Raw genomic sequence first — 25963 nt, 5'->3', positions numbered from 1 at the left:
ATAACTTTTGGTTTGTGGTGAGGCTTCTTGTCTTGGCTATTATCTAGACAGTCAATGTCGAATGAGTCGCCATTAGTACAAGGAAGGGAAACCATGAGTAGCACACTATCAAGTTCACTGGAACCAGAATTGACCACCGCGGCTGGTCAAGCCGATAAGTCTTCTTCAGAACCTCGTAAAGCGATCTTTGCCATCTCACTTGGCAATGGATTAGAGATGTATGACTTTACGGTATACAGCTTTTTTGCCGTCATTATTGGCGAGTTATTTTTTAACGTCGGTGGTGCAGCGGCCGGGTTATTGTTATCACTGGCTACGTTTGGTGTTGGGTTTGTTATGCGTCCACTCGGTGCGGTACTGATTGGTAACTATGCGGATAAACATGGACGTAAAGCCGCTCTGACCCTCACGATTGCTTTAATGACGATCGGTACTGGCATGATTGCACTGACGCCTACCTATGAAAGTATCGGTATAGCCGCAACCATTATTTTGGTGGTTGGACGCCTGTTACAGGGCTTGTCTGCTGGTGGTGAAATTGGCGCTGCGTCTGCGGCATTGATGGAGTCAAACAACTACAAGCGCCGTTGTTACATGGTGAGTTGGCAGCTTGCAAGCCAAGGTGCAGCTGCGCTGTTTGGTGCACTCGTTGCTTTTGCGGTAAATGGTCTGCTCACACCCGAGGACGTGCATAGCTGGGGTTGGCGTATTCCATTTATCCTTGGTTTATTGATCGGTCCTGTAGGTTGGTACATCCGTCGTCATCTAAAAGAGTCACATCAGGCAGATTCCCACGCGAAAGATACTCCATTTAAAACCGTTCTGCGTAAACAAGGCCGCACGATCTTAACTGGCATGTTAATGATTTGGGGTGGTACTGCATGTATGTATATTGAAGTGTTCTACATGCCAACTTACCTGATTAAAGAGTTGGGCTACGCGCCGACGACGGCTTTTGCGGTCGCGGTGATGGCGGGTTTTATGTTGATGATGCTGATGCCTTTATTTGGTAAATGGGCAGATCGTTTGCAAAGTCGTAAAACCTTGCCGCTGGTTGGTATGTTCGGTGCTTTTGTCTGTATTTATCCTGCGTTCGCGTTGCTTGGTGGTGAAGCCTCTCTACCTAAAGCATTACTGATCATCGGTGGTTTAATCACGTTATTTGCTCTGGCTAATGCATCGTTACTGGTGCTGATTATGGAAGCCTTTACTCAGCAGTACCGCGCGAGTGGCATCTCAATGATTTATGGCTTTGGCGTGACCGTTTTCGGTGGCTTCACTCCACTGTTAGTCGCTACTTTGATCGAGTTTAGCGGCAATAAAATGGCCCCTGCGTTTTATCTGATGACTGCGATTGTGGTGAGCTCTCTGGCCATGTGGCGTTTCCCTGCGAAAGCGCCTCAATAATCCTCTCCGCTAAAAGAACCAAATTAATAAAAGGAATTGATGATGACATTACCTGAATTATCGCTACTCAAAAACGCCGATTTTGTTGCCAGTTGTGAGCCATTTATTCAGACTCGCCATGCCATTCATGCCCATCCAGAGCTGGGAGCAGAAGTTCCTAACACGGCTAAGCTGGTGGCGGAACTGTTAACAGAGTGGGGCTATGAAACTCATACTGGTATTGGCGGATATGGTGTGGTCGGTGTTCTAAAGCAGGGCACTTCGCAGCGCTGTATTGGTATCCGTGCAGATATGGATGCTCTGCCTATTCAGGAAGAAACAGGGTTACCTTACGCCAGTAAGATAGATGGACACATGCACGCTTGTGGTCATGATGGTCATACCGCAATCTTGCTGGCTGCGGCCCATTACATCGCGAAGCATGTCTCTTTTGACGGCACGATTAACCTCATCTTCCAGCCTGATGAAGAAGGGTTATCGGGAGCAAAAGCGATGATTGACGATGGTTTGTTTGATCGCTTCCCTTGTGATGCGGTCTTCGCTTTGCACAATATGCCGGGCAATGAGGTCGGGCAGGCAACCGTACGCAGTGGAGCATCGTTAGCATCGTCAGATAAGGTGACTATTCGTCTGACAGGGAAGGGTGGTCACGCAGCAATGCCCCATCTATCAAATGATGTCACCATTGCCATTGGTCATATCATTCTTGGGCTGCAAAGCATTGTGTCGCGCAATATAAACCCAGCTGACCAAAGTATTATCAGCATTGGTCAGATTGAGGCAGGAAAAACAGCGAATGTGATTCCAAATGATGCGTTAATGAAGCTTTCAGTACGTAATTTCAGTGAAGCGAATCAGGATTTGATTGAGCAGCGAATTCGTGAGGTAGTGGCTGGACAGTGTCAGGCGTTTGGTATCCAGGGAGAAGTTGAATACCTGCGTCAGGTGCCTTCAGTGTTCAATTCATCAGAGGAAACTCTTCGAGCTCGCAAAGTGGTCAAGGCTGTGCTTGGTGAAGACAATGTTGCTGGCGATGAAGCACCAGTTGTTCCGGGCAGTGAAGATTTTGCCTGGATGCTGAAAGAACGTCCGGGATGTTATTTCTTCCTCGCTAATGGGGTAGGCGACTGGCATGGCTGTTCTGTACACAACCCTGGCTATGATTTTAATGATCAGCTAGTTACGATTGGTGCGGCTTGTTGGGTTGAGCTGGTGAGTGAATACCTGAGCAGCGAATAAGTGGTGTAGAATGGCTTTGATTAAGGACAATGAGGGTATATAACAGATGAAGTTACATCAAGTTAGAGCATTTCTGGCTGTGAGTCAGGCGGGGAGCCTGAAAGCAGCAGCAGAACAACTGCATCTGACGCAGCCCGCCCTAAGCAAAGCCATTAAAGAACTGGAACAGCAATATGGTGTCGCTCTATTCGAGCGTTCTGCTGGTGGGTTAACTCTCACGCCATATGGTGAGCGCTTGATGGGATACGCACGTTTAATGAACGAAACCGCCCGACGCGCCAAGCAAGAGATTGACACCATGCGCGGGGTTCCTAACGGCAGCGTAACTATAGGAGTGACCCCCGTTGCTTCATTACTTAAGTCATTGGCTTCCAGTCTGAACACGTTCATGCAGCGTTATCCGGAAGTTTCTCTGCGTATCGTAGAGTTGCGTCCTGCTCCTCTACTGACACATTTGCGTCAGGGAGAAGTGGATTTTGCTATCACATCGCAAATACCGGTGATTGATAGTGCGCTGGAGTGGCAAGCGGTTTGTCGTATCCCTAATGTCGTGGTGACCCGTAAGTCCCATCCGCTGTGTAATACTCGGTCGTTGAGGACATTACATCAGAGTGACTGGCTGACGCTGGACTCTCCCGATGATCCGAGTACCTATTTTTACCAGTTGTTTTCCGTTAATGGCCTACCATTGCCATCGCGTATTCGTGAATGTACTTCGATGACGTTAGCCCGTTCACTGATTCAAAACGCCGATTTTTCCGCCCTGTTTTCTACTGAATCGCTTGATTTGGATTACATCAAAAATGAATTTGCGGTAGTGCCACTGCTGGACAATATCCCAGATAGCGTCATTTCAGTCGTACGTCCGAAGAGGGATATTATGACGCAGAGCGCGACAGCGCTGTTTGATGGCATATTGCAGGATATGCGAGATATCTACCCCGACTTCTAGTCTGCCGGTTTCTGATGAAGAAAATAAAAGGGCCAGCGAATTGCTGGCCCTTGTTGTTGTGTAATGCTGTATTTATTTTTGTAAATTTATAGAGACGTTTCTTCTGCTGTTTTTTGTGTCGCTTCAACAGCGGCAGTGTGAGCAGATTTACCTGTCTTACGTTTGTATTTCTCTTCCCAGTAATCAGCACCTTTGATACCAAGCGCTACCGGGTTGAACGTATATTCAGTCACGCCTTCTTTCTGTTGTCTTTCGTAATCGGTCAGCGCTTTAAGTGCTGGCTTAGACATGAAGAAGATAATCAGAATACCGACGATGTTTAACCATGCCATCAAGCCTACGCCTACGTCACCCATCGCCCATGCCAGGTTTGCGGTTTTCACTGTTCCGTAGAATACCGCTGACAGAAGGATTAGCTTCAGAACAAACATTAGACCATCCACTTTAAACGTACGGCGAATGTAAGCGATGTTTGTTTCTGCAATGTAGTAGTAAGCCAGAATCGTTGTAAATGCGAAGAAGAACAGAGCAACAGCAATAAATGATTTGCCCACGCCCGGAAGCGCACTTTCAATCGCCATCTGAGTAAATACAGGACCGTTAGCGCCAATATCTGCTGGTAGGTTTTGTACCAGGAAGGCACCTTCCACTGCACCGTGAACGTTGTAAGCACCAGTGATAAGAATCATGAATGCTGTTGCTGAACAAACAAGCAGTGTATCGATGTAGATAGAGAACGACTGAACAAGACCTTGTTGAGCTGGGTGCTCTACGCTTGCTGCTGCCGCTGCATGAGGACCAGTACCTTGACCAGCTTCGTTAGAGTAAACACCACGTTTTACACCCCAACCGATAGCTGCACCGATACCTGCCATTGGTGTGAACGCGTCACCAATGATCATACCGAAGATGCGTGGAACCTCACCGATGTTCAGAAGAATAATAACAAAGGCAGTAACGATGTAAGCCAGTGCCATAAACGGAACAACGATTTGAGTAAAGTTTGCAATACGTTTTACACCACCAAAGATGATGAAAGCAAGAATGACACAGACAACCGTACCAGTTAAAATTTTAGCAAAACTGATGGTACCGATAGCGGTTTCGATCATGTCACCAGTGCCGAATGCTGCTTCTACTGCGTTACCAATGCTGTTCGATTGAACGCCTGGAAGTAGAACACCACACGCAAAGATAGTCGAGATTGCGAAGATCCAAGCGTACCATTTTTGTCCCATTGCTTTTTCAATGTAGTAAGCAGGACCACCACGGAATTCGCCTTCGTCTTCTTCTTTATAAATTTGAGCTAGTGTTGATTCTGCGTAAGCAGTTGCAGCACCGAAGAACGCAACTACCCACATCCAGAATACGGCACCCGGGCCACCAAAACCGATAGCGGCTGCAACACCGGCAATGTTACCTGTACCTACACGGCCAGATAGCGATACGGCAAGTGCCTGAAATGATGAAATCCCCTTTGTTGAACTCTTTCCTGATAGCAATAAACGCCACATTTCGAAGAAATGACGAACTTGAACGAAACGAGTCATGATTGAATAGAATAAACCAGCACCAAGGCACAAGTAGATAAGTACTGGGCTCCAGATAATTCCATTCAGAAAATCAACTAATGACTGCATGAGTATTTTCCCTGTTAGTTGTGTTTGCGGTTATTTTCCCAACAACACATTACCTTTTTTTGTAACGTAATTGTTAACCTTTTTAGCTTAAAATCCTTGATAGCGTGACGGTGAACACAGAATGATAGACTACCATTCATATCTGGTTACCATTGCTTATTCAATGTATTTCCTAGCTAAGATTCCTTGTTTGACTAAGTATGCAGTATATCTTTATTAAAATTTACTCAAAAATGCAAAAGTTAATTATGCTAACGTAAATGCATATTGTGGTTTAATAGGCTGTTTATTAATCAGGCGTAACGGAATAAGTTAAGCTCTGATTGTTCAATAACCTTGGAGTTTTCTTTCGTCATTATGCTTGCTAAAAGCTGGCCTGAACCACATGCCATTGTCCAGCCTAACGTACCATGTCCGGTATTCGTAAACAGGTTCTCGTACGGCGTTGCTCCAATGATTGGCGTGCCATCTGGTGTCATCGGTCTGAAACCTGTCCAGAATTCAGCTTGGCTAAAGTCTCCGCTACGAGGGAATAGATCACGAATGACCATTTCAATCGTGTTCTTTCTTTTCTGTGGGATAGAGCCATCAAAACCAGCAAGTTCTGCAGTGCCTGCAACACGAATTCTATCGTCAAAACGCGTCATGGCGACTTTGTACGTCTCATCCATTACCGTAGAGCGAGGTGCGTATTGCTCGTTTTCGATTGGAACCGTCAGTGAATAACCTTTGACTGGGTAAACCGGAATATTCACATCTAGCTGTTTAAGCAACGCTGTTGAATAGCTTCCTGAAGCCACGACAAATTGGTCCGCTTTGAACAGGCCACGGTTCGTTTGGACACCTGTGATCTTTTTGCCTTCAGTAACCCAATTGCTCACTTCAGTATTGAATTCAAATCTAACACCATGTGCTTTTGCCAGCTCAGTAAGCTGTTGGCAGAACTGGAAGCAGTCACCCGTCTCATCATCTGGAAGGTACAAACCACCCACGATCTTCTCTTGCACTAGAGCAAGCCCAGGTTCTTGTTTGATGCACTGTTCAACGTCCATCAACTGGAAACGTGTACCGCTTTGCTCAAGTAGTTTCAGGTCTTTTTCAATAGCTTTTAGCTGCTGCTCTGTACGGAATACTTGTAGAGTACCGAACTGGCGACCTTGGTATTCAATTGCATGTTCTTTACGTAGCTGCTCAAGACAAGCGCGGCTGTGATTCGCGATAGAAAGCATACGCGCTTTGTTAACTTGATAACGTGGCAAAGTGCAGTTAGCGACCATTTTTGATGCCCAGCTGATCATGTCCGAATTTAGCGTTGGCTTTATTTTCAGCGGAGCATGCTCTTCCATTAGCCATTTGATCGCTTTAAGCGGAATACCCGGCGCAGCCCAAGGCGAAGAGTAGCCATAAGAAATTTGCCCAGCGTTGGCAAAGCTGGTTTCCATAGCACTGCTTGCTTGACGGTCAATGACAGTTACTTGGTAACCTGCCTGAGATAAATACCAAGCCGATGTTAAACCGATAACGCCGCTGCCTAATACGATGACTTCCATTTTGCACTCCACACACAATAATTATTTGTCGCTAGTTTCTTTTGCTTACCTTTTGTTAACAATCGATATAAATTACATATAGAGTTTAGAAAAACTATAGGGTTGTGTATGAGAGGTAATCTAGTAAGCGGTTTGTGGTTATTTAGTCAAGTTGCTGAACATAGCAGTTTTACTGGTGCTGCAAAGTCTTTGCACCTGACTACGGGGGCAATTAGTCAACAAATTATTCACTTAGAAGAGACATTAGGTTTTAATCTATTTGAACGCCACTCTCGTGGTATCCGCTTAACGGCAAAGGGAGTTCAGTTGCAACAAGCGGCTCAGTTTCACTTTAATGAGCTGGGAAAACTGCTTGATGAGCTGAAAGTCGACAAGCAAAACAATGAAATTAAACTCAAACTGACGCCGTCGTTTGCCTTCAAATGGCTGGTGCCAAAGCTAGAGAGTTTCCATCTGGAACACCCAGATATCCAAGTGCAGATCTTTGCAGAAGTGGCATTGGTTAACAGCGATTTGAAAGATTACGACGTCGCTATCGATTACGGGTTACACCCTTATCGACATAAAGACGCTGAATTGCTGTTAGACGAACAGTTATTGCCAGTGATGAGCCCTAAATACCTTGAGGATCATGCATGGCTGAAAGCTACGTCAGACAAAAATAATGCTTTAGCTTCAAGTGCTCAGTGGAAAGAGGCGACGTTATTGCATGATGCTCTGCCGTGGGACAAGGCGACCCGTGATTATGAGTGGCTTTATTGGGCTTCGGCAATGGGGCTCGATTTTAAAACCGATGTCGGACACTTTTTTAACCGTACTGACATGGCCATGTCTGCGGCAGAAGCGGGGGTGGGAATCGCAATGGCAAGGATGGCGCTAATCGAAGATGAATTGGACACTCGACGCTTGGTATCGCCTTTTGCCCCAATACCTGCCAACGCCGGTTACTATTTGATCACCAATACCAAAAATGACTCGACAGTAAAGTTTCGTCATTGGCTACTACAACAAGTGGCAACTGGGTAAGTGATTTTCTGCTGCCCATTACCATAACAGTGACAGGGTTAATGATATGCATTGTGACCAATAGCGAGGTTCTTTGAGCGAAAAATAGGCATGATGAATACGGCTATTTTTAGAGATAACGCACAAGGAAGAACATGAAAGACGAAACGCTATCGATCCATTTTGGTTATGAAACGGATCCTACCACTAAGTCCGTGGCGACCCCAATTTACCAGACCGTCGCGTATGAATTTGATAACGCTCAGCATGGTGCGGATCTTTTTAACCTGGAAGTACCTGGCAATATTTACACACGCATTATGAACCCAACCAATGATGTTCTGGAAAAGCGTATGGCCGCCTTGGAAGGTGGTATTGCAGGTTTGGTTGTGAGCGCAGGCAGTGCAGCAATTAACTATGCGATTCTGACTTTGGCACAGGCGGGCGATAACATCGTATCGACTCCGCAACTTTACGGTGGCACTTTCACCTTGTTCGCCCACATGTTGCCTAATCAGGGCATCCAAGTGAAGTTTGCCAAAGACGACAAACCGGAAAGTCTGGCTGAACTTATCGATGAAAATACCAAAGCTGTGTACTGCGAAAGCATTGGTAATCCTGCTGGTAACATCATTGATTTAGAGCGCGTTGCCGATCTTGCTCACGCACAGGGTGTGCCTGTGATAGTGGACAACACCGTTGCAACGCCGGTGCTGTGTAAGCCAATCGAATTTGGAGCCGATATTGTGGTGCACTCTCTGACCAAATATGTCGGTGGTCATGGTACGACATTAGGTGGAGTGATTGTCGATTCGGGTAGGTTCCCTTGGGCACTGCACAGCAACCGCTTCCCGGTGTTTAATCAACCTGAACCGTCCTATCATGGTGTGGTGTATACCGAAGCATTTGGTGATGCGGCCTTTATCGGTCGCGCGCGAACCGTTCCGTTACGAAATACGGGGTCGGCGCTTTCGCCAATGAATGCGTTTATGTTAATGCAGGGATTAGAAACCTTATCTTTACGCATGGAGCGCCACACCGAGAACGCGTTGAAAGTGGCGGAATATCTCAACCAGCATGAGAAAGTCAGTTGGGTCAGCTACGCAGGTTTGCCAGAATCAGAGCACCATGAATTAGCGCAGAAATATATGAAAGGCAAGCCTTCAGCGATTTTGTCGTTCGGGCTCAAAGACGGCTACGAAGCGGGTGTTCGTTTTTATGATGCACTAAAAATCTTTAAGCGCTTGGTCAATATCGGTGATGCCAAATCACTGGCTTGTCATCCGGCATCTACGACTCACCGCCAATTAAGCGAAGCAGAACAAAAGCAAGCCGGCGTGTCGCCAGAGATGATTCGCCTGTCAGTGGGTATTGAGCATATTGATGATATCTTGGCCGATTTAGAGCAGGCACTAAACGCCTAACATCGTACCTGAACAGAGCTTTTAGTCACCCATAGGCCAGCCTTTAATAAAGCTGGTCTTTTTTATGTTTATTGTTTTATTTTCAATTAATTAATAGTTTTGGGTTTCCTGTATTCCAAAAGCTCATACCAGTCGAATTTTATTCCCTTGTGAGAATCACGTTTGTTCAAGATGATGGGACGAGACGGCATTCACTTGAAGGAACTCACATGTCTTATGTTTTTCATCGTCATTGTCACAATACGTTGCCAGTAATCGACCGCGGAGAAGGGGTGTACCTGTTTGATAAACAAGGTAAACAATATTTAGATGCGTGTGGCGGCGCTGCGGTATCGAACCTCGGTCACAGCCATCAAGCGGTTAAACAAGCGATGCTAGCGCAGATAGAGCGAGTTCCTTTTGCTCATACGGGCTTTTTTACCAGCGAAAGCGGAGAACAGCTTGCTGAGTTAATTTGCCAGCACATGCCAGAACAATTCAACCATGTTTACCTTGTTAGTGGTGGTTCTGAAGCGGTTGAATCGGCGCTAAAAATGGCGCGCCAGTACTTTGTCGAATCCGGCAAGCCAGAGAAAAAATATTTCATTGCCCGCCAACAGAGTTACCACGGCAATACCCTTGGGGCATTGTCGGTAGGAGGGAATGAGTGGCGACGTGAACCGTTCAGGCCAATTCTTCACTCTGGCCAACATATTGCGCCTTGTTACGCTTACCGCTATCAGAAAGCGGATGAGTCAGAGCTGGAATATTCACTGCGCGCTGCGAACGAGTTAGAAGTCAAAATTCTTCAACTGGGCGCGGAAAATGTGATGGCGTTTATCGCTGAGCCAATCGTGGGGGCGACTGCCGGGGCGGTACCTGCAACCGACGGTTACTTCAAACGTATTCGAGAAATCTGCGACCAATATGATGTGCTTCTGATCATGGATGAAGTCATGTGTGGCGTTGGTCGTAGTGGTAGCTTCTTCGCTTTTGAACAAGAGCAAGCCGAGCCAGATTTAGTCTGCATGGCAAAAGGGTTAGGTGCGGGCTATCAGCCAATTGGTGCCGTTGTGGCTAACGACAGAGTGTACCGGGCGATTGAGTCGGGAAGTGGTTTTTTCCAGCACGGTCATACCTTTATGGCCCATCCCGTTGCTTGTGCAGCCGCGATTGCGACCGTCAAAACGATCTTCGAGGAAGATCTACTCACAGCCGTGAATCGACAAGGTGCGTTATTGCGAAATGAGCTCAATTTAGCGCTTTCGGAACTGCCTTTTATCGGTGATATTCGAGGCAAAGGTCTATTCTTAGGGATTGAGCTGGTGGCGGATAAAGAGAGCAAAGCACCTTTAAACAAAGCCACGATGGCAGATAAGCGAATTAAACAGCGAGCGATGGAAAATGGCTTAATGTGCTATCCCATGGGCGGCACTATTGACGGCGTAAACGGACACCATATTTTGCTCGCTCCGGCTTTCATTTTTCAGCCAGCTCACGTCGATGAACTGATAGAAAAACTGACCCGCACGTTGAATGAGGTATCAAGTACATGGCAATAGATTCAGCACCTCATCGAGAGGCCGTCGCGATAATAGTGGCACCGAATGGCGCGAGAAAAACCAAGCAAGATCATGTCAGTTTGCCGATGACCACTGAGGAGTTGATTACTGAAGCGCGAGCCTGTCAGTCGGCAGGAGCTACGATGATCCATTTGCATGCGCGTGATGGCCACGGTAAGCACTCGCTAGACATTGACGATAATGAGCCTCTTTATCACGCCGTGAAAGAAGCGGTTGGTGAGAACATGCTGGTTCAGTTAACCACAGAAGCGGTCGGTCAGTATTCCCCAGAGCAGCAGATAGCGTTGATTAAAGCGGTGCAGCCGGAAGCGGCTTCATTTGCATTAAGAGAGCTGTTTCCTGACAAGCAGAGTGAAAGAGAAGGCAGTGCCTTTTTCCACTGGGTTGCTGAGCAAAATATACTCAGCCAAATAATTCTCTACGATGAGGCGGATATTGAGCGTTACTTTCACCTACGTAAATTGGGCGCATTGCCCAATTTTAACCAACATGCGCTTGTTGTACTGGGTCGGTATCACAAACAGCAACAGTCTTCACCGTGGGATTTGCGAGGACTGAATTTAGAGCGATTTAAACAAGAGAGCATTCGCTGCGCCGTTTGTGCTTTTGGGGCAAAAGAGTTGGATTGTTTGACGTCTGCGATGCTGCTTGGTCTCGATGTTCGGGTTGGTTTTGAGAATAACCATCTCGACGCTAATGGAAGATTGGCCGAGAGTAATGCGGCTCAAGTCAGCCTGCTCAGCGAACTAAGCCAACACTTGAATATTCCTTTGGAAGATGCCTGTAGTTTGAGATCTTCTATCTGCAGTTAGGCAAAGATATTCTATCAGAATGAAAAAAGGCTCCTGTTGGAGCCTCTTCTGAATTTGTCGTTATTGTTCGGTTTGCGCTTCTGGCTGTCTAGCTTTGTGCTTAACAAATACTGCAGCAATAGCGGCAATGGCCAGTGCAAAACAGTAGTAAGAATTTGCTACCACTTCCAGCGGTGACAAATTAAATACTGAGCCTAGCAGCAGCACCTGTGCACCGTAAGGTAAGACACCTTGCACAACACACGAGAAAATATCCAACAAGCTTGCTGAGCGGCGAGGAGAGACATTGTTCTCTTCGGCTAACTGACGCGCAACGCTACCCGATACAATAATCGCCACCGTGTTGTTCGCAGTACAACCGTTGACCAGAGAAACCAGTCCAGCGATACCCAACTCACTTGCACGACTGTTTGCATGCTTAGAGTGGCTTGAACCAAAAGTCTTGATCATGCCGCTTACTAAGTTAGTCAAGAATGCAAGACCGCCTTGGCGACGCATCAGTTCACTCAGGCCACCAATAAGCATCGATAACAGGAAGATCTCCTGCATATTGCCGAAGCCAGTGTAAACATCTTGCGCCATATTCGTCAGGCCATAACCATCGATAGAGATAAGACCAACACCACCCGCCAGTAAAATGCCGATAGTCAGAACCACAAATACATTCAGGCCAGATACCGCTAACACCAAAATAGTGACGTATGGCAGCACTTTCAGCCACTCAATTGGTCCCGCTTCTGGTACTTGTGTCGCTGTGCTGTTGTAAGCAAAAATCGCAATCGCAACCAGTGCCGCAGGCAGGGCAATACGGATGTTCTCTCTGAACTTATCTTTCATTTCACAGCCTTGAGAGCGCGTTGCTGCAATGGTGGTATCAGAGATGATCGACAAGTTGTCACCAAACATGGCGCCACTGAGTACGACACCTGCCGTTAATGGCAAGCTCATTCCCGCCGATTCCGCAATACCTAACGCAACCGGAGCCACTGCCGCAATTGTACCCATCGAAGTACCCATTGACGTCGCAATGAATGCCGAGATCAGGAACAGACCCGGCAAGATCATGCTGGTCGGAATCGCTGACAAGCCCAGATTCACCGTCGCATCAACACCACCAGAGGCTTTAGCTACCGCCGCAAATGCGCCCGCAAGCAGGTAGATCATGCACATAGCAATGATGTCTTGGTGACCTACACCACGCATAAAGTGTTCGATAGAGCGATTGAGCTTATCTTTACTCAACAAAAAGGCGATGATGATCGCTGGCAACACAGCGATTGGCGCTGGTAGTTGGTAGAACGCAAATTCTACGCCTTGTAGCGATAGGTAGGTACCTACACCAATAAATAGAGCAAGAAAGACAAGAAGTGGAATGAGTGCGACCGCAGAAGGTGCAACTGCTTTAGTAGTGTGCTGAGAACCGGACATGTAAACGACAAATCTTAAAACGAGAAAGGCGTGAAGACTAATCTCACAGCCAAGAGAAGTCAACGTCTAGACGTCTAAATGGCTGGGTAAACGTGCACTCCGAGAGAATAGAACATAAAGATTTGGGTTTTATCTTATTGATACTATTCGTTTTAATTATGAGTCTAATTATTCGGCAGTTTTTGATTTTTTTCGTTTGATAATCCAGAGTACCATCCATACAAATAAGGCGGCAGTTATTACCCAGACAAAGTACTTGTATTGAGTATAAAGATGGCTGAGTGAACTCATGTGCTCAAACGCAAAGTGCGCAAGCAAGCTAAATACCATGACCCAAATGGTGGCTGCGAGGGCATTGCCAAGCAAGAACTCTTTACGGGGCATTTTGGCGATACCACAAGCCAACGGCATAAACTGCTTCATACCTTCAATAAATCGGCTGACGACCAGGCAAGCAGGCCCGTATTTTAGTATCGCTCCCTGAAGTTTCTGCATTTTTGGTCCAGAGATGTAGCCTTTTTCATCTAACCAGCCTTCAAAGTAGTAGCCAATTAAGTAACCGCAGGTATTACCGATAAAGCAGCTCAGCCAGGATACCGCCATCACTAAAGTGAGGTTCATCACTTGTTCTGAAGAGAGAATCGAAGCCGCGACCATGAGCGACTGACCGGGCATAGGAATTCCGATACCTTCAAGGAAAATACTGACAGACAGCGCTAAGTAACCATACTGCTCAAGCAGGGGCTTCATAGAGATGAGTAGTTCGTTGATCTGTTCCAAAAGCTTTCCCGTACTGTCTCGGAATAAAGACAAAGGCCGCGAAGCCTTAGTGTCTGGTTGTCATAGTGTGTTGGCATCGCGTCTCGAAGACAGGCCGATAAAGTTTGCACAGAATATTCGCCAGCCGCTTTAAATAAAAGAAGCTGGCGTAAGTTTGTTATTGATCTTTTGCTTTGGTAAAACCACCGTACAAATCCAGTCGGCGATGACGTAAGTTCGTCACCGAGCCTTCCGTATTGAGTTGCTTCAGCTTAGTTAAGTCTACATCCGCGAAAATGATCATTTCGGTATTCGCGCTTGCTTCTGTCAACGTTGCATCGTGTGGAAAGTAAATGTCAGAAGGTGAAAATACGGCTGACTGGGCATATTGAATATCCACGTTGTCGACGCGAGGCAAATTACCTACACTGCCGCCAATCGCCACATAACACTCGTTTTCGATCGCACGAGACTGAGAACAAATTCGTACGCGCTGATAGCCGTTTTTGGTATCCGTCCAAAATGGAACAAATACGATTTGAGCGCCTTGCTCGGCCAGCATTCGACCCAATTCCGGGAACTCGCTGTCGTAGCAAATCAGAATGCCGACTTTACCTGCATCGGTTTCAAATACCTGAACATTGTCACCACCGTCGATGACCCAGTCTTTTTGCTCGTGGGGTGTGATGTGAATTTTGTACTGGGCGTTTATCTCACCGTCGCGCTGAAGCAGGTAGGCGACATTGTAGAGTTTTCCGTCCTCTTCAATTACCGGCATGCTTCCCGCAATGATGTTGATGTTGTAGGTGACCGCCATTTGTGAGAAGCGATTTTTAATTTCTTCTGTGAAGCTGGCGAGAAAACGGATTGCCTCGACGGAGTTTTGATCTTTTTGTAGTCCCATCAGCGGAGCGTTAAAGAACTCCGGGAACAGTGCAAAGTCAGCTTTGTAATTAGCCAAAGAAGAGATGAAGAATTCCGCTTGATCCAGCAAATCTTCCAAATCGTTCATTGCGCGCATTTGCCATTGCACAACACCAATACGAATCAGCGTTTTTTCGACATCGTGGACAGACTGAATATCCTCTTCGTAGAAAAAATTGTCCCATTCAAGTAGCGTTGCGTAGCCCATGGACGCATCGTCCTCCGGCAGATAACCACGCATAATACGCTTTACATCAAAATCGTTGGCCAGTTGGAATGACAGAATCGGGTCGTGAAGTTCACGTCGCTTAACTTTATCGATGTACTCGGCAACGCTGAGTTCATCCGCGTATTTATGGTAATTGGGGATACGCCCACCGGCTAATATCGCTTTAAAGTTTTTACTGCGACATAACTCTTTACGCGCATCATACAGACGACGACCTAAGCGCAATCCGCGATAATCTGGATGGACAAATACATCAAGCCCGTACATGGCATCGCCAGTGACTTTGTTTTGAATGACGTTGTTTTCAGTGATGATGTCACTGTAAAGGTGAGGGAGTGAGATTCGATTGTAATCGACTTTCATCGTCAGCGCAGCACCGACAATCTTACCGTTATCTTCAATACAAATTTGCCCGTCAGGGAACTGATGAATAAGATCCATGATGGTCAGGCGCGGCCATGAGCCTCCAACATCCGGAAATACCAGATCCATCAATTCTGCGAGCTCTGGGTAGTCCGTAGGCTCAATGGTGCGTAAAGAGAGTTTCGGCGTGTTGCTGTCCATATACTACTTTCCATTTATCCTTTTCAAACAGTATGGATGAGAATGCCATATTTTTAACCATACATACACCCGACCACGGTTAAGGTTATGTAATCACTGCCTTCGCTTTTAGGCGTTGTGCATCAATTTACTTTTTAGCCAATCGTAGAACAGCGACACTTTTCTGGTGTTTAAGCGGTAACTTGGAATGACCACATAATAGCCGTACCCGCTTTGCAGGGTCATGTTCTGGATATGCTGAATGTCGCCGCGCTGAATAGAAAATTGCGCCATAAAATCAGGCAACAGTGCCAGACCTTTTTCCATCCTTACTGCTTCACAAGCTAAATAGAAATGCTCAAATCCGACCGAGTGATAAGTGATCGGGTTTTCTAGTGCGTGTTCAATCTTGAATTGTTCCCAAAGCTGAGGGCGAGTGGTTTGGGGGATAAACGGATAATCACTTACCGCTTGTCGGCTTTGCAACGGTGGCATGTTGGTACTGCCAACCAGCAGTAAGGTTTCTTCACACAATAAGTAGCTGTAATCATAGTGTGTTGAAAGCGATAGGCACCTCACGTTGAGATCGCTGTCATTGTTGAGGTTCGTGATGGCACCATCACCAGTGCGAATTTTGACTCTTATATTCGGATGTTGCTGGTGGAAGTCGTCAATATTGGGCACGAGCCACAAACTGGCAAAAGAAGGCGTAACATCAACCGTCAATAGCTCCTGTTCCGTATTGAACTGAATAAGGCTCGCAGTGGCATGCTGAATGATCTCCAGCGCTTCCGTTATCTGTGGTAAGTACCGTTTACCTTCAGCGGTGAGTTCCACGCCACTCAGACCACGTTTAATCAATGGTAATCCCACCAGCTGCTCTAACGAGGCGATTTGTTTGCTTACCGCACCTTGTGTCAAACACAGTTCATCTGCGGCTTTGGAAAAGCTCAGGTGGTTAGCGACGGCAATAAAAGCTCTTAATGCTCGGATGGAAGGGTACTCACTGCCTTTTAACATGCCTTCAGGTCCATTGAGAGGTAATTATTCACAGAGTAGAGGATTTGTCTGTTGAAGCAAAGTAACTGAATCAGACATTGGAGTGGCAGTAGAGGTAAATAACGAGGGAAGCTAAAAAAGCAAAGGTCTGGATAAATACCAGACCTTGCCCCCTACGCTTCAACGGATGTTGATGGTTTGCTCTCTGTGCCCCTTACATCACCAAGAGCCAACCTTTACACCTTATAAGTTGAATTCTTTCTTAAGGATTTCCATGTTTTCTTTAGTGACACCTTCCGGCTCATAACCAGCTGAAGTACACATCAGGTACAGCTTGGCACCTTTGTTTGCCACATCAATGTAATCAAATGCTTGTAGAACATCTGCGCCAGAAGCGGTTGCACCGTGTTTTTCCCAGATAGCGACATCATGTTCTTGCAGTGACGCGGTTGTGCCATCTGCCATCTCTTCTGAAGAAGGCAGGCAGTACGGGATCATACCGATACCACGAGGTACGAATGCGCGTACTTCTGGCAGCATTTTCCAGCAGGTATGCGTGAACAGTTCGCTGCTTTTAGAGATATCTGGGTGATGAGATAAAGCGATCAGCTCTAGTGGGTGAGTGTGAACCACTGATCTGTGGTCAGAGCCTGCTTTGATTTTATCAACCAAGATCTTGATGTGACTGATGAACTCAGAGGTCGGTGCGAAATCATCACTCGCTTTACCACCCCAAAGAATTTGGTAGCCGTTAGCTGCATCATTGATCTTAAGAACACAACCAGCATAGGCAGGATCACGTAATTCACGAATACGCTGACCGGTACCTTTTACGTAGTAAATGCGGTTCGCACTTTCGATTGGCAATTGCAGTGGCAGTGCTTTTTCTTGCACGTCTACTTGAGGAATTTCATCGAACAGATCAGTCACATCAACAGAGATATTACCACCGTTGCGCTCTGCCCATTCACGTTGCCAAAGGTATTGAGAAACTTCGCTGACTTTCTCTATTTCGAGCATTACTGCATCGTTTAATTGAATCATAGTATTAGCCTTTTATATCTAGTTAACCAAACAAGCCAGATAGTGAATCTGACTTGTTTGTTGTTGAGCGATTTGAATTAACGTGTTTCCAGAATGGTTGCTTCGTAGTCTTTCACGTCGTTGATCCAATCAAAGCCAACAGGGACTTCGTTTTGTAGGCAGTGGTAGTTCCATACTGCTGCCCATGGTAGAGAGTGTGTTTCTTCGATTAGACCCAAACGAGTGGTGTAGTCGAATGACTCTTCTGCCGCTTTTAATTGCGCTACTGGTTCTAGCAGGGCTTTTAGCAATGCTTTTTGCGCGTTACGGGTGCCGATAACCCAAGCTGCAACGCGGTTGATTGATGCATCAAAGAAGTCCAGGCCGATAGCGACGCGGTCGAGCAGGTTGTTACGTACGATTTCACGCATAATCGCCTGAGTTTCGTCGTCGAAAGAAACCACGTGGTCAGAGTCCCAGCGAACCGGACGCGTTACGTGCAGTTGCAGGTCGTTTACGTACAGAGAACATGCGCTGATTTTGTCACTGATGACTTCTGTTGGGTGGAAGTGGCCCGCATCCAGACATAGCGCTGTACCGCGAGTTGCTGCGTATGCTAAGTAGAACTCGTTGCTACCAACCGTATACGCTTCTGCGCCTATGCCGAACAGTTTGCTTTCTACCGCGTCTTTGTGGAATGCCGTATCGATTTTCTCAGCCAGTGCTTTATCCAGAGAGTCTTGTAGACGAGCACGTGGAGACAGGCGGTCAACGGGTTGATCTTTCATGCCATCAGGAATCCAGATGTTCATGAATGAAGCCGAGCCAAGCTCACGACCGAAGTATTCAGAAATCTTACGGCTCGCTTTTACGTGGTCGATCCAGAACTGACGGATCTCTTCATCTGGGTGAGACAACGTCAGGCCGTCATCTGCTTTCGGGTGAGAGAACAAAGTCGGGTTAAAGTCCAGGCCAAGATCTTTCTCTTTTGCCCACTCAACCCAACGTGCAAAGTGTTCAGGTTTGATTTGATCACGTTCTACGTATTCATCAGCGTCAATGTAGATAGCGTGCAGGTTGACACGTTTTTTACCCGGAATCAGCGAGAAGGCTTTTTCCATATCTGCACGTAGTTGTGCAGGCGTTTTTGCTGCGCCAGGGTAGTTACCTGTTGCTTGGATACCGCCACTTAATGCCGTATCTGGAGATTCAAAACCACGTACATCGTCGCCTTGCCAGCAGTGCATAGAGATTGGCGTTTGGTTAAGTAGTTCTAGTGCTTTGTCTGTATCCACACCGTACTTTTCGAAAACCGCTTTTGCTTGCTCGTAAGCTGAAATGATCTGCTCTTTGCTCATGGTCAGGTACCTTATTTAGTAATTTGTTGGAATTGGGATTTGATTTGTTCCAATCCCTCAATAGGGTTTGCAGTAAAGTTCTTCACGTCAGAAGAGGCATCGATAATTTGGCGGCCTTCTTCCAGTGAGGTAATAATGTCGGACGCGATAAATTGGTTAATCACGTTGCCCAGTGCGGAGGCTTCTGTCGGTTCGGTCGAAACCTTGATTTGACACACATCCGCACAAAGTTGGTTAAGGAACTGGTCTTGTGTACCGCCACCGACGATGCGTAATTCAGTAATTGGTTTGCCGGTGACTTCTGATAGCTCAGTCAGTACCCTGTCGTACGCCAGTACTAAGCTGTCGTAGATACAGCGAATGACTTCGGACAGGGTTTCTGGCGCTTCAAGGTCACGTTTTTTAAACCAGTTTTTAATCGCTTGCGTCATGGATGATGGGTTTAAGAAATCGTTGTCATTTGGGTTCACGATGTACTTAAACGGCTCGGCTTGACGTGCAAGACTGGCAATATCAGGGAAAGTCAGTGATGGGTTTTCTGCTTTGATGCGCTGAATTAGCCATAAACCCATGATGTTTTTCAGCACGCGATAACGACCGTCGACTCCACCTTCATTAGTCAGGTTGTATTGGTATGCGAGCTCACCGGTGTACGGTTCGAAGCTTTCAATCCCTACCAGAGACCAAGTGCCTGAACTCAGGTAAGCCATGGTGTCATGTGCGATAGGGGTCGCTGCTACCGCTGAAGCGGTGTCGTGACTTGCTACCGAGCAGACCGGAATTTGTATGTCGCCTACATGGTATTGGCCGATAATGCGGTTAGGCATTTTAGGTGGCAGGAACCATTCCATCTTCGCGCCACAAGCATCCAGTAATGGCTTGTTCCAGATCTTATCTTTGCATTCCAGCAATTGGCTGGTGGACGCATTGGTATACTCACAATGCTTAACGCCACTGAGTTTGTAGTTCAGGTAGTCCGGAATAAACAACAGAGTATCGATATCTGAGAACCATTCCGGTTTTTGATCAGCAATCGCTTTTAACTGGTAAAGTGTATTGAACGGTAGAAACTGAATCCCAGTTTGCTGATAGATTTGCTCACGTGTCAGTTGGCTATCTTCAAGTAGTTTTTCCAACGTACCTTCAGTTCGCGCATCACGATAGCTGACGAACTCGCCTAGGTGGCGGCCAAACTTGTCCAGCAAGACAAAATCTACACCCCAGGTATCAATGCCCAGAGAAGTAATCTCTATTCCAGTCGCAAGTACTTTATTGATGCCTACTTTGATCTCTTCCAAGATTGAGTAGAGATCCCAGCACGACTCATTACCATGCATCACTTGCTGGTTTTGAAAACGGTGAAACTCTTCGAGATCGATTTTTCCGTTGTTCAGATAACCGACCATGACGCGTCCACTTGACGCCCCAAGGTCTATTGCAATCACAGCCTTCATCATGATTAACACCTCTTGTTCTTTAGAGGTATTACACCGTTTTTCCGCACTAAATAACTTCAAAAATCCCCCTGAAAAAACGTATTCGATGCGTTTTTCTCAAGAAGCTCTTGCGGTAATTCAAACTTTTGACAACTCGTGCGTTGAGGCCAGATAAAACCTGGGTTTAAGTGAAGTGGAGTAGGCGTGTAAAAGGTGTGGTTTTTCTTATTTATTCAAGCTATTTACTGTTTGAAATAACGGGGAGGGCGTAACATTTGGCTGGCTAAAAATAATAAGCCCCGCGAATTGCGGGGCTTGGTTGTTAGAGTGTGTTTCAAGCAAGATAGAAAACGGAATCTAACTCAATCGATTGAGGAGAGTTGTCCGGGTTGGTTGCCATAATGTCCTGCATGAAGGACCACCATTTCTGACAAGCTTCCGTTTCGGCAACTTGCTGCCAGCGTTCCTCGTTCTCGATTTCGACATAGCCAAACAGCTGGTTGGTGTCTTCATGAAGAAAGATGGAGTAATTGTGGCCACCGTGACTTTTTAATACATCCACCAACTCTGGCCAGATCTCGTCATGTCTCTTTTTGTATTCCGCCTTACAGCCTTCATTTAACTGCATGACAAAGGCTTTTCGAATCAGATTTTCCACTAGCTGAGTCTCCTATGCTTTATCACGTAGCGTGATCCAGGTGGTTGCGGTGATAAAGTAAATGATGGTCGGATAAATCGCGAAAGATTTAAAGGATTCGAAGGCGACTTGATAGTCAGCGCCAGCTCCCCACACGTTCAGTGCCGAAATCACGATGGCAGCCAAGGAAGCCAGGGCAACTGCGCCAGATACCTTCTCCAGCATACTGGCTGGTTTTGCTTCTGTTTGCTGTGCTTCTTCGCGTTTTGCTAGCTCCGCATGGTACGTTTCACGCTGTTTTAGCTCTTCTTGGTACTCCGCTTCCTGCTGAGTGTAGTCATCGCCTGCGCCCATTGATTTTGCTAGCATGATGTAGATCGCCATCGATAGCAGGTAAGTTGGGACGAATAGGAAGAACAGGTGCAAGAAGCCTAACTGTTCACAAGTCACGGCGAAGACGACGCCAATTGCCCAAGTGATAAGAGCGGCTTTGTTTAGGTCGTTACCTTGGTATTTTGACCATAGTGGCGTCAGACCAATTTTCTTAAATACCCAATGCTCCGAAACGATGATCGCGCCAACTGGTGCAAGCAATAGGCCCATGTAACCTACAAAGTCTAATAGGCGAGTAAATACAAATGGGAAACAAGCAATAACCGCAGTAACCACACCAACGATAGTCGTGATGTATGCTCGTGATTTATTCGGGAAGATACTTTGGATCGCCAAACCTGCGCGATAGATAGTTGGGTTTGAGGTTGTCCAACCTGCGATGATTACAGCAATAATACCCGTTGAACCAAGCACAGCGTATGCGATACCGCCTGCGTCTAGGTTAGACATGCTGGTTTGCATTAGTAGCATGGCACCTGCGCCCATTACACCAGCACAAATCCATGCAATGTAGTGGCCGAAGAACATACCAAATGCTGAGAAGTAACCGTATTTTGCGCTTTTCGCAAAACGTAGCAGCGCCATATCACCCAGAGAACCGTGCATTGCCAGGTTACATACCCAAGCGAAAGCTGCGATCTGCCAGAACGTCATTGATGGTGAGCCATCTGGTGTTTGTCCGGTCCAGATGTATTGATCCGCCAGAGAAAGGAACTGACCAAACCCAGTAAAGGTTTCACCATTGCCAACGTTGCTCAGTGCTGGAAGGGCGACCATGCCACCAGTCACAAAGATAATCAGCAGCCAAGGTGAACAAACCGTTGCGAACTGAGCACATTTTTGAAAACCCAGTACCGCAATGGCGACAACGATGGCACCCACTGCGAGTGCAACTGCAATAAACGCAGCACTATTTGGATACCAGTGAGTTTGCGCTGGAATATCAAATAAAATACGTACTGCAGAGGCTGACACGGTAATCATTGCCCCGCCTAATGCACAGAACAACACGGCGTTGACCACGTTGTAGACTTTGTTAAATCCAGGGCCAGCCACTCTGCGCAGATATTCGTAAACTGTTAATCGAGATTGGGTTGCTATAGGCGCGGTGATCAATGCCCAGGTAAGTACTGCCATTAGGTTACCAACTAGCAGGCCCATCAGGATATCAAAGGTACTTGCTCCCCATGCGACAAAAGCGGCACCGATAACAAATTCGGTACCCGCTACGTGTTCGCCGGAATAAGAGCCGAGAAAGTGCCGCCAACCAAGCAGTTTATGTTTGGGCACTCGCTCTTGTTCATATTCATTTAAGGCAGCTTCTGTTTCTTGTGTTTGTGTAGAGGTAATAGTTTCAGACATGATTGTCTCCTTGCTATTCGTAAGCTTTTGTTTCTTATGTCTTTATATTTATTGTTTAAACTTTTATTTTACGTTTCCCTCTGAAATGCTGACGTTCGTAATGTTTGTCATCAGAAGGATTAAGGTCAGCTTACAAACCTGGCAAATTTTAACCTTGGAGAATTAACATAGATAAGAGGGTATTTTGGTGAGTTTTTTAAGGTGAGCAACTTTGCCTTCACACTTTTGAAAATATCAATAAAAGAGTGAGCAAAAGTGAGATATTCGACTAGGTAAACAGAAGTCTAAGCCTCTACATTTAGCCCGTAGAATAAAGAGGTGTAAAATGATCTATCTTAAATCGAGAGAGTTCTTTATGAACTCAAATAGTCCGGTCACTACCGAGCTTAGAGCTCCTCAGGAACCTTATCCTGAGCATGCGCACTCCTTTGAAGAAATCATTATTGTTTCAGAGGGTTGTGGTACACATGTCATGAATGATGTGCCTATGAATCTGAGCAAAAATTACGTCTGCTTTGTTAAGAAAGAAGACCGTCACCTATTTGATTCCGTCGATGATCTGTATTTGAGTAATATCCTGTTTGAAAAGGAGAAACTCCAAGTTTGCTCGGAGCTTAAGCGATTTATGCCTAGTGAATCAGATAAAGAAACGGGCTGGTTTATTAATCAAAAGACGGCACAGCAAGTGAGTCAACTAATAGATCGATTGCATATTGAGTCTCATATTAATAGTGAAGAGTCGAGAATGATTGCTCAATTCATTTTCCAGCAGATTATTGTTGAGCTTTGGCGAGGAAAAATAAAAGACGTCGATCTGTTAAATAACAATGATAAAGTGATTTATGCTTTGTCCCATATTCAACAGCATTACGCTGGAGTGAATGAAATAGAAGAAGTAGCGGATGCCGTTAAGCTTTCATCGCGTCAATTAACAAACAGTATAAAAAAACTGACTGGGATGAACTTTAATCAGTACTTACATTATACGCGAACCAGCAAGGCGTTTTCAGATATTCTATACACTGATCAATCTATTACAGATATTGCTTTTGGGGTTGGGTATCAGGACAGTAATTACTTCTCGACTAAATTCAAGCAAGTCTTTAATCAGACACCACGAGAAGCACGAATGCGCCATTCCGGTAATTAATCTTTTATCCTAGCCTCTAATTGCATGGGCTTAATTATAAAATCCGGATGTAAGACAATGAACAAATAAAAAGACCACCCTAGGGTGGTCTTTAGTTTATGTGGGCTAAATAATTGGAGCGGATTGTGATAGCCGGGGTAACTATCAAATGAAAATAGAAGTGAGCGTCATTGCCTGACGCTCAGGTATCTTTACTCAAATGAGACACTTGACGGATTTGAACAGTTACCGCTTGATTGGTCACATACTTTATATGTGTACATGCCGAAGGCGTCACTTGCTAATGTATCTGTAAATGAACCATCATTACCAGTTGTAGATACAATCACACCGTTGCGGTAAACGTCTACTTTACGTGCTGTAGCGTTTGACCATTCTAGGTTAACTTTCTGACCCTGTTTTGCAGTGTAAGTTGACGTAGCCAGTTCAATGTACGCTGCTGCCTGTTGATCACAGCCATTCGCTAACAAGTATTCGTTAGCATCCGCAACTTTCACAATGCCATAACCGAAGTAGTTATCTCGGCCTGACGCACCTGCATCAAACGCAGTTTGTTTTAGTGCATCACGGATTTGAGTACCAGTACATTCCTGATGATTTGACCAAAGTAACGCAGCCATACCCGCTACGCCAGGTGTCGCCATTGAGGTACCGCTCATAAAGCCGTAATCAGAAGTGCTAACCTCAACACCAATAGTCGAAGATGCATGCAATAGAGCGCGATCTTTTAGGTCGGTACCCACAGCTGGAATAGAGGTCGTGGTTGCCTCACCCAATGTACCGTTAAGCATGCCATCAACATTGTTTACGACAACGGCACCAATACCACCTGAGTTTTCACAGTTAAGTACTTTTTCATCAAAGGTGATTTCACCACGGTCCATCAGACAAATCTTGCCGTTAGCGTCGGTATCAACCGCGTTGCCTAACCCCATGTAGTGAACTTCACCTGAAACATCACCCTGACCTGAAAAGGTAAAACTAGAGGAAGCAATGATTTGCTCACCCGCCGCTAAGACTGACGTAGAGGCCATGTTTGCCGGGTAAGTTGAAAGTGTGTTCACGCCGCCTGCTGTGACTTCAACACAGGTAGAATCAATGATTTCCTGGCTGTTTTTGCCTTTCTTGCCGTTGTACACGATGGTACATTCAGGGAACTGAGAAAACGCCGCGATTTGATCATTATTGTCGTTTGCACCGACCATCATGACTGACTGGTATCCTGCCGGGAATGAAAGAACATCATTACCAGAGTTACCTGCTGCTGCGAGTACTAAACCGCCGTCGTTAGTGAAGGCTTTGAACGCATTCTCTTCTGCCGTTGTTGGCGCACCGCCACCCAAACTCATATTGATGATATTCGAACCAGCATCCGCACATTTTTCTGCGGCGTACGCTAAGTCTGAAGAGTATCCCCAACCATCAGAGTTAAAGACTTTAACGATATGCATTGGTACGCCTGGTGCCATACCAATAATACCAAAGCCGTTGTCTGCCGCACCAATAGTACCAGCTACGTGCGTGCCGTGTGGACCGCCGTTTTCATCCCAGTTACCAGTGCCAGAGTCGTTGTCGCCAGTAATATTTGTCCACTCAAAGTCATTGTTTGAACGGTCTAAGCCAGAGTCAATAACACAAACTTTAATGAAGTCATTAGGCTGTAAAGTGAGTTGATCAGCTTGAGACTGATATACAGCATATGGAGTTAACTGAGTTTCACGTGCGTCACCGATGTCATCGCTGTAGCTAAGCAGTTTACGCTTTGCGTCTTCTTCGATAAGTTGGATATGTGGGTTGTTAAGAAGCCCTTTAACGGTTTCTAAGTCTTTGCCAGTGAAGGTCGCGGCAAAAAACTCTTCACCTTCGACATTGATATCTGCACCCAGTTTTTTGGCCAGGTTTTTAACAACGCCTTTATTTGCGCTATCAACTTGAATGATATAACGGTCATCGGCTGCATGCGCGCTAAAAGATAAACAAATACCCATTGCAATTAGCGACTTATTTAATATTTTCATAATCATCCCTAAAGATTGTAACGTCCAGTTATCCACTTGATCTTTAATCAAAGCGGTTTGGTGTGTTTCTTCTATTCATTACTCCTTTTCTAAGGAGTAATAAGGTGTCCGTC

The 25963-nt window shown here is 46.0% G+C and carries 20 protein-coding genes; 8 read left to right on the top strand and 12 right to left on the bottom strand.

Annotated features, from left to right (window positions below; all coding sequences use genetic code 11):
• Positions 1-93 precede the first annotated feature (93 nt).
• From V1U08_RS19960 to V1U08_RS19950, 3 genes are read left to right on the top strand one after another with little or no spacing between them, the layout of a single operon-like run.
• Positions 94-1407 carry an MFS transporter gene (locus V1U08_RS19960; protein WP_330471308.1) on the top strand — a complete coding sequence of 438 codons (1314 nt, stop codon included), beginning with the start codon at positions 94-96 and terminating at the stop codon, positions 1405-1407.
• 42 nt (positions 1408-1449) lie between these two features.
• Positions 1450-2646, top strand: a complete 1197-nt coding sequence (locus V1U08_RS19955) for a M20 aminoacylase family protein (protein ID WP_330471307.1) — start codon at positions 1450-1452, stop codon at positions 2644-2646.
• 46 nt (positions 2647-2692) lie between these two features.
• Positions 2693-3598: a LysR family transcriptional regulator gene (locus V1U08_RS19950; protein ID WP_330471306.1), complete on the top strand. Its 906-nt coding sequence runs from the start codon at positions 2693-2695 to the stop codon at positions 3596-3598.
• An 86-nt stretch (positions 3599-3684) separates the two neighbouring features.
• On the opposite strand, the gene V1U08_RS19945 is transcribed toward V1U08_RS19950, so the two are convergent.
• Entirely contained in the window at positions 3685-5238 is a 1554-nt protein-coding gene (locus V1U08_RS19945) for an alanine/glycine:cation symporter family protein (RefSeq protein WP_065296394.1), read from the bottom strand.
• A gap of 293 nt (positions 5239-5531) precedes the next feature.
• Positions 5532-6788 carry a D-amino acid dehydrogenase gene (locus tag V1U08_RS19940; protein ID WP_065301998.1) on the bottom strand — a complete coding sequence of 419 codons (1257 nt, stop codon included), beginning with the start codon at positions 6786-6788 and terminating at the stop codon, positions 5532-5534.
• 108 nt (positions 6789-6896) lie between these two features.
• Here V1U08_RS19940 and V1U08_RS19935 point away from each other — a divergent pair, with 108 nt between their 5' ends.
• The 4 genes from V1U08_RS19935 to V1U08_RS19920 all read left to right on the top strand — a co-directional run bounded on the left by V1U08_RS19935 (position 6897) and on the right by V1U08_RS19920 (position 11591).
• Positions 6897-7814 carry a LysR substrate-binding domain-containing protein gene (locus tag V1U08_RS19935; RefSeq protein WP_330471305.1) on the top strand — a complete coding sequence of 306 codons (918 nt, stop codon included), beginning with the start codon at positions 6897-6899 and terminating at the stop codon, positions 7812-7814.
• A 134-nt stretch (positions 7815-7948) separates the two neighbouring features.
• Positions 7949-9217 (top strand): O-acetylhomoserine aminocarboxypropyltransferase/cysteine synthase family protein, encoded by a 1269-nt coding sequence (locus tag V1U08_RS19930; RefSeq protein WP_330471304.1) that lies wholly within the window; start codon positions 7949-7951, stop codon positions 9215-9217.
• A 209-nt stretch (positions 9218-9426) separates the two neighbouring features.
• Complete coding sequence (locus tag V1U08_RS19925; protein WP_330471303.1) at positions 9427-10758, top strand: aspartate aminotransferase family protein; 1332 nt, start codon at positions 9427-9429, stop codon at positions 10756-10758.
• Positions 10749-11591 (top strand): 3-keto-5-aminohexanoate cleavage protein, encoded by an 843-nt coding sequence (locus tag V1U08_RS19920; RefSeq protein WP_330471302.1) that lies wholly within the window; start codon positions 10749-10751, stop codon positions 11589-11591. Before V1U08_RS19925 ends, V1U08_RS19920 begins: the two co-directional genes overlap by 10 nt.
• Before the next feature lie 60 nt (positions 11592-11651).
• Here V1U08_RS19920 and V1U08_RS19915 read toward each other — a convergent pair whose 3' ends face one another.
• The 9 genes from V1U08_RS19915 to V1U08_RS19875 all read right to left on the bottom strand — a co-directional run bounded on the left by V1U08_RS19915 (position 11652) and on the right by V1U08_RS19875 (position 22682).
• The gene (locus V1U08_RS19915) at positions 11652-13019 is read right to left on the bottom strand and encodes a Na+/H+ antiporter NhaC family protein (RefSeq protein WP_065296398.1); all 1368 of its coding nucleotides are present in this window, start codon (positions 13017-13019) and stop codon (positions 11652-11654) included.
• Positions 13020-13187: 168 nt separating this feature from the next.
• On the bottom strand, positions 13188-13775 hold the full coding sequence (locus tag V1U08_RS19910) for a DedA family protein (protein WP_031779197.1): 588 nt from the start codon (positions 13773-13775) through the stop codon (positions 13188-13190).
• A gap of 181 nt (positions 13776-13956) precedes the next feature.
• Complete coding sequence (locus V1U08_RS19905) at positions 13957-15495, bottom strand: bifunctional GNAT family N-acetyltransferase/carbon-nitrogen hydrolase family protein (RefSeq protein WP_014230963.1); 1539 nt, start codon at positions 15493-15495, stop codon at positions 13957-13959.
• Positions 15496-15603: 108 nt separating this feature from the next.
• Entirely contained in the window at positions 15604-16494 is an 891-nt protein-coding gene (locus V1U08_RS19900) for a LysR family transcriptional regulator (protein ID WP_330471301.1), read from the bottom strand.
• A gap of 222 nt (positions 16495-16716) precedes the next feature.
• Positions 16717-17517, bottom strand: a complete 801-nt coding sequence (gene rhaD / locus V1U08_RS19895; protein WP_065296400.1) for a rhamnulose-1-phosphate aldolase — start codon at positions 17515-17517, stop codon at positions 16717-16719.
• A 77-nt stretch (positions 17518-17594) separates the two neighbouring features.
• Positions 17595-18854 (bottom strand): L-rhamnose isomerase, encoded by a 1260-nt coding sequence (locus V1U08_RS19890; RefSeq protein ID WP_065296401.1) that lies wholly within the window; start codon positions 18852-18854, stop codon positions 17595-17597.
• Between the two features lie 11 nt (positions 18855-18865).
• Positions 18866-20311 carry a rhamnulokinase gene (rhaB, locus tag V1U08_RS19885; RefSeq protein ID WP_330471300.1) on the bottom strand — a complete coding sequence of 482 codons (1446 nt, stop codon included), beginning with the start codon at positions 20309-20311 and terminating at the stop codon, positions 18866-18868.
• A 313-nt stretch (positions 20312-20624) separates the two neighbouring features.
• Complete coding sequence (gene rhaM, locus V1U08_RS19880; RefSeq protein ID WP_014230968.1) at positions 20625-20948, bottom strand: L-rhamnose mutarotase; 324 nt, start codon at positions 20946-20948, stop codon at positions 20625-20627.
• Positions 20949-20960: 12 nt separating this feature from the next.
• Complete coding sequence (locus tag V1U08_RS19875) at positions 20961-22682, bottom strand: purine-cytosine permease family protein (protein ID WP_014230969.1); 1722 nt, start codon at positions 22680-22682, stop codon at positions 20961-20963.
• Between the two features lie 325 nt (positions 22683-23007).
• On the opposite strand from V1U08_RS19875, the gene V1U08_RS19870 reads away from it, so the two are divergent.
• Positions 23008-23832: a helix-turn-helix domain-containing protein gene (locus V1U08_RS19870; protein WP_014230970.1), complete on the top strand. Its 825-nt coding sequence runs from the start codon at positions 23008-23010 to the stop codon at positions 23830-23832.
• Between the two features lie 191 nt (positions 23833-24023).
• Here V1U08_RS19870 and V1U08_RS19865 read toward each other — a convergent pair whose 3' ends face one another.
• On the bottom strand, positions 24024-25850 hold the full coding sequence (locus V1U08_RS19865) for a S8 family serine peptidase (RefSeq protein ID WP_243976113.1): 1827 nt from the start codon (positions 25848-25850) through the stop codon (positions 24024-24026).
• Between the last annotated feature and the right edge of the window lie 113 nt (positions 25851-25963).

It is taken from the genome of Vibrio sp. YYF0003 (assembly GCF_036350715.1).
Lineage (GTDB): Bacteria > Pseudomonadota > Gammaproteobacteria > Enterobacterales > Vibrionaceae > Vibrio > Vibrio natriegens.
The sequence above is the reverse complement of the archived record's forward strand: the minus strand, read 5'-3'. Positions and strand labels throughout refer to the sequence as shown.

What these genes read in the sequence shown, in the direction of transcription:
- V1U08_RS19960 (WP_330471308.1), top strand. Translation starts at nt 94, where the DNA reads ATGAGTAGCACACTATCAAGTTCACTGGAACCAGAATTGACCACCGCG.
- V1U08_RS19950 (WP_330471306.1), top strand. Translation starts at nt 2,693, where the DNA reads ATGAAGTTACATCAAGTTAGAGCATTTCTGGCTGTGAGTCAGGCGGGG.
- V1U08_RS19900 (WP_330471301.1), bottom strand. Translation starts at nt 16,494, where the DNA reads ATGTTAAAAGGCAGTGAGTACCCTTCCATCCGAGCATTAAGAGCTTTT.
- V1U08_RS19915 (WP_065296398.1), bottom strand. Translation starts at nt 13,019, where the DNA reads ATGTCCGGTTCTCAGCACACTACTAAAGCAGTTGCACCTTCTGCGGTC.
- V1U08_RS19890 (WP_065296401.1), bottom strand. Translation starts at nt 18,854, where the DNA reads ATGAGCAAAGAGCAGATCATTTCAGCTTACGAGCAAGCAAAAGCGGTT.
- V1U08_RS19865 (WP_243976113.1), bottom strand. Translation starts at nt 25,850, where the DNA reads ATGAAAATATTAAATAAGTCGCTAATTGCAATGGGTATTTGTTTATCT.
- rhaB (WP_330471300.1), bottom strand. Translation starts at nt 20,311, where the DNA reads ATGATGAAGGCTGTGATTGCAATAGACCTTGGGGCGTCAAGTGGACGC.
- V1U08_RS19955 (WP_330471307.1), top strand. Translation starts at nt 1,450, where the DNA reads ATGACATTACCTGAATTATCGCTACTCAAAAACGCCGATTTTGTTGCC.
- V1U08_RS19940 (WP_065301998.1), bottom strand. Translation starts at nt 6,788, where the DNA reads ATGGAAGTCATCGTATTAGGCAGCGGCGTTATCGGTTTAACATCGGCT.
- V1U08_RS19870 (WP_014230970.1), top strand. Translation starts at nt 23,008, where the DNA reads ATGATCTATCTTAAATCGAGAGAGTTCTTTATGAACTCAAATAGTCCG.
- V1U08_RS19945 (WP_065296394.1), bottom strand. Translation starts at nt 5,238, where the DNA reads ATGCAGTCATTAGTTGATTTTCTGAATGGAATTATCTGGAGCCCAGTA.
- V1U08_RS19925 (WP_330471303.1), top strand. Translation starts at nt 9,427, where the DNA reads ATGTCTTATGTTTTTCATCGTCATTGTCACAATACGTTGCCAGTAATC.
- V1U08_RS19920 (WP_330471302.1), top strand. Translation starts at nt 10,749, where the DNA reads ATGGCAATAGATTCAGCACCTCATCGAGAGGCCGTCGCGATAATAGTG.
- V1U08_RS19875 (WP_014230969.1), bottom strand. Translation starts at nt 22,682, where the DNA reads ATGTCTGAAACTATTACCTCTACACAAACACAAGAAACAGAAGCTGCC.
- V1U08_RS19905 (WP_014230963.1), bottom strand. Translation starts at nt 15,495, where the DNA reads ATGGACAGCAACACGCCGAAACTCTCTTTACGCACCATTGAGCCTACG.
- V1U08_RS19930 (WP_330471304.1), top strand. Translation starts at nt 7,949, where the DNA reads ATGAAAGACGAAACGCTATCGATCCATTTTGGTTATGAAACGGATCCT.
- rhaD (WP_065296400.1), bottom strand. Translation starts at nt 17,517, where the DNA reads ATGATTCAATTAAACGATGCAGTAATGCTCGAAATAGAGAAAGTCAGC.
- V1U08_RS19935 (WP_330471305.1), top strand. Translation starts at nt 6,897, where the DNA reads ATGAGAGGTAATCTAGTAAGCGGTTTGTGGTTATTTAGTCAAGTTGCT.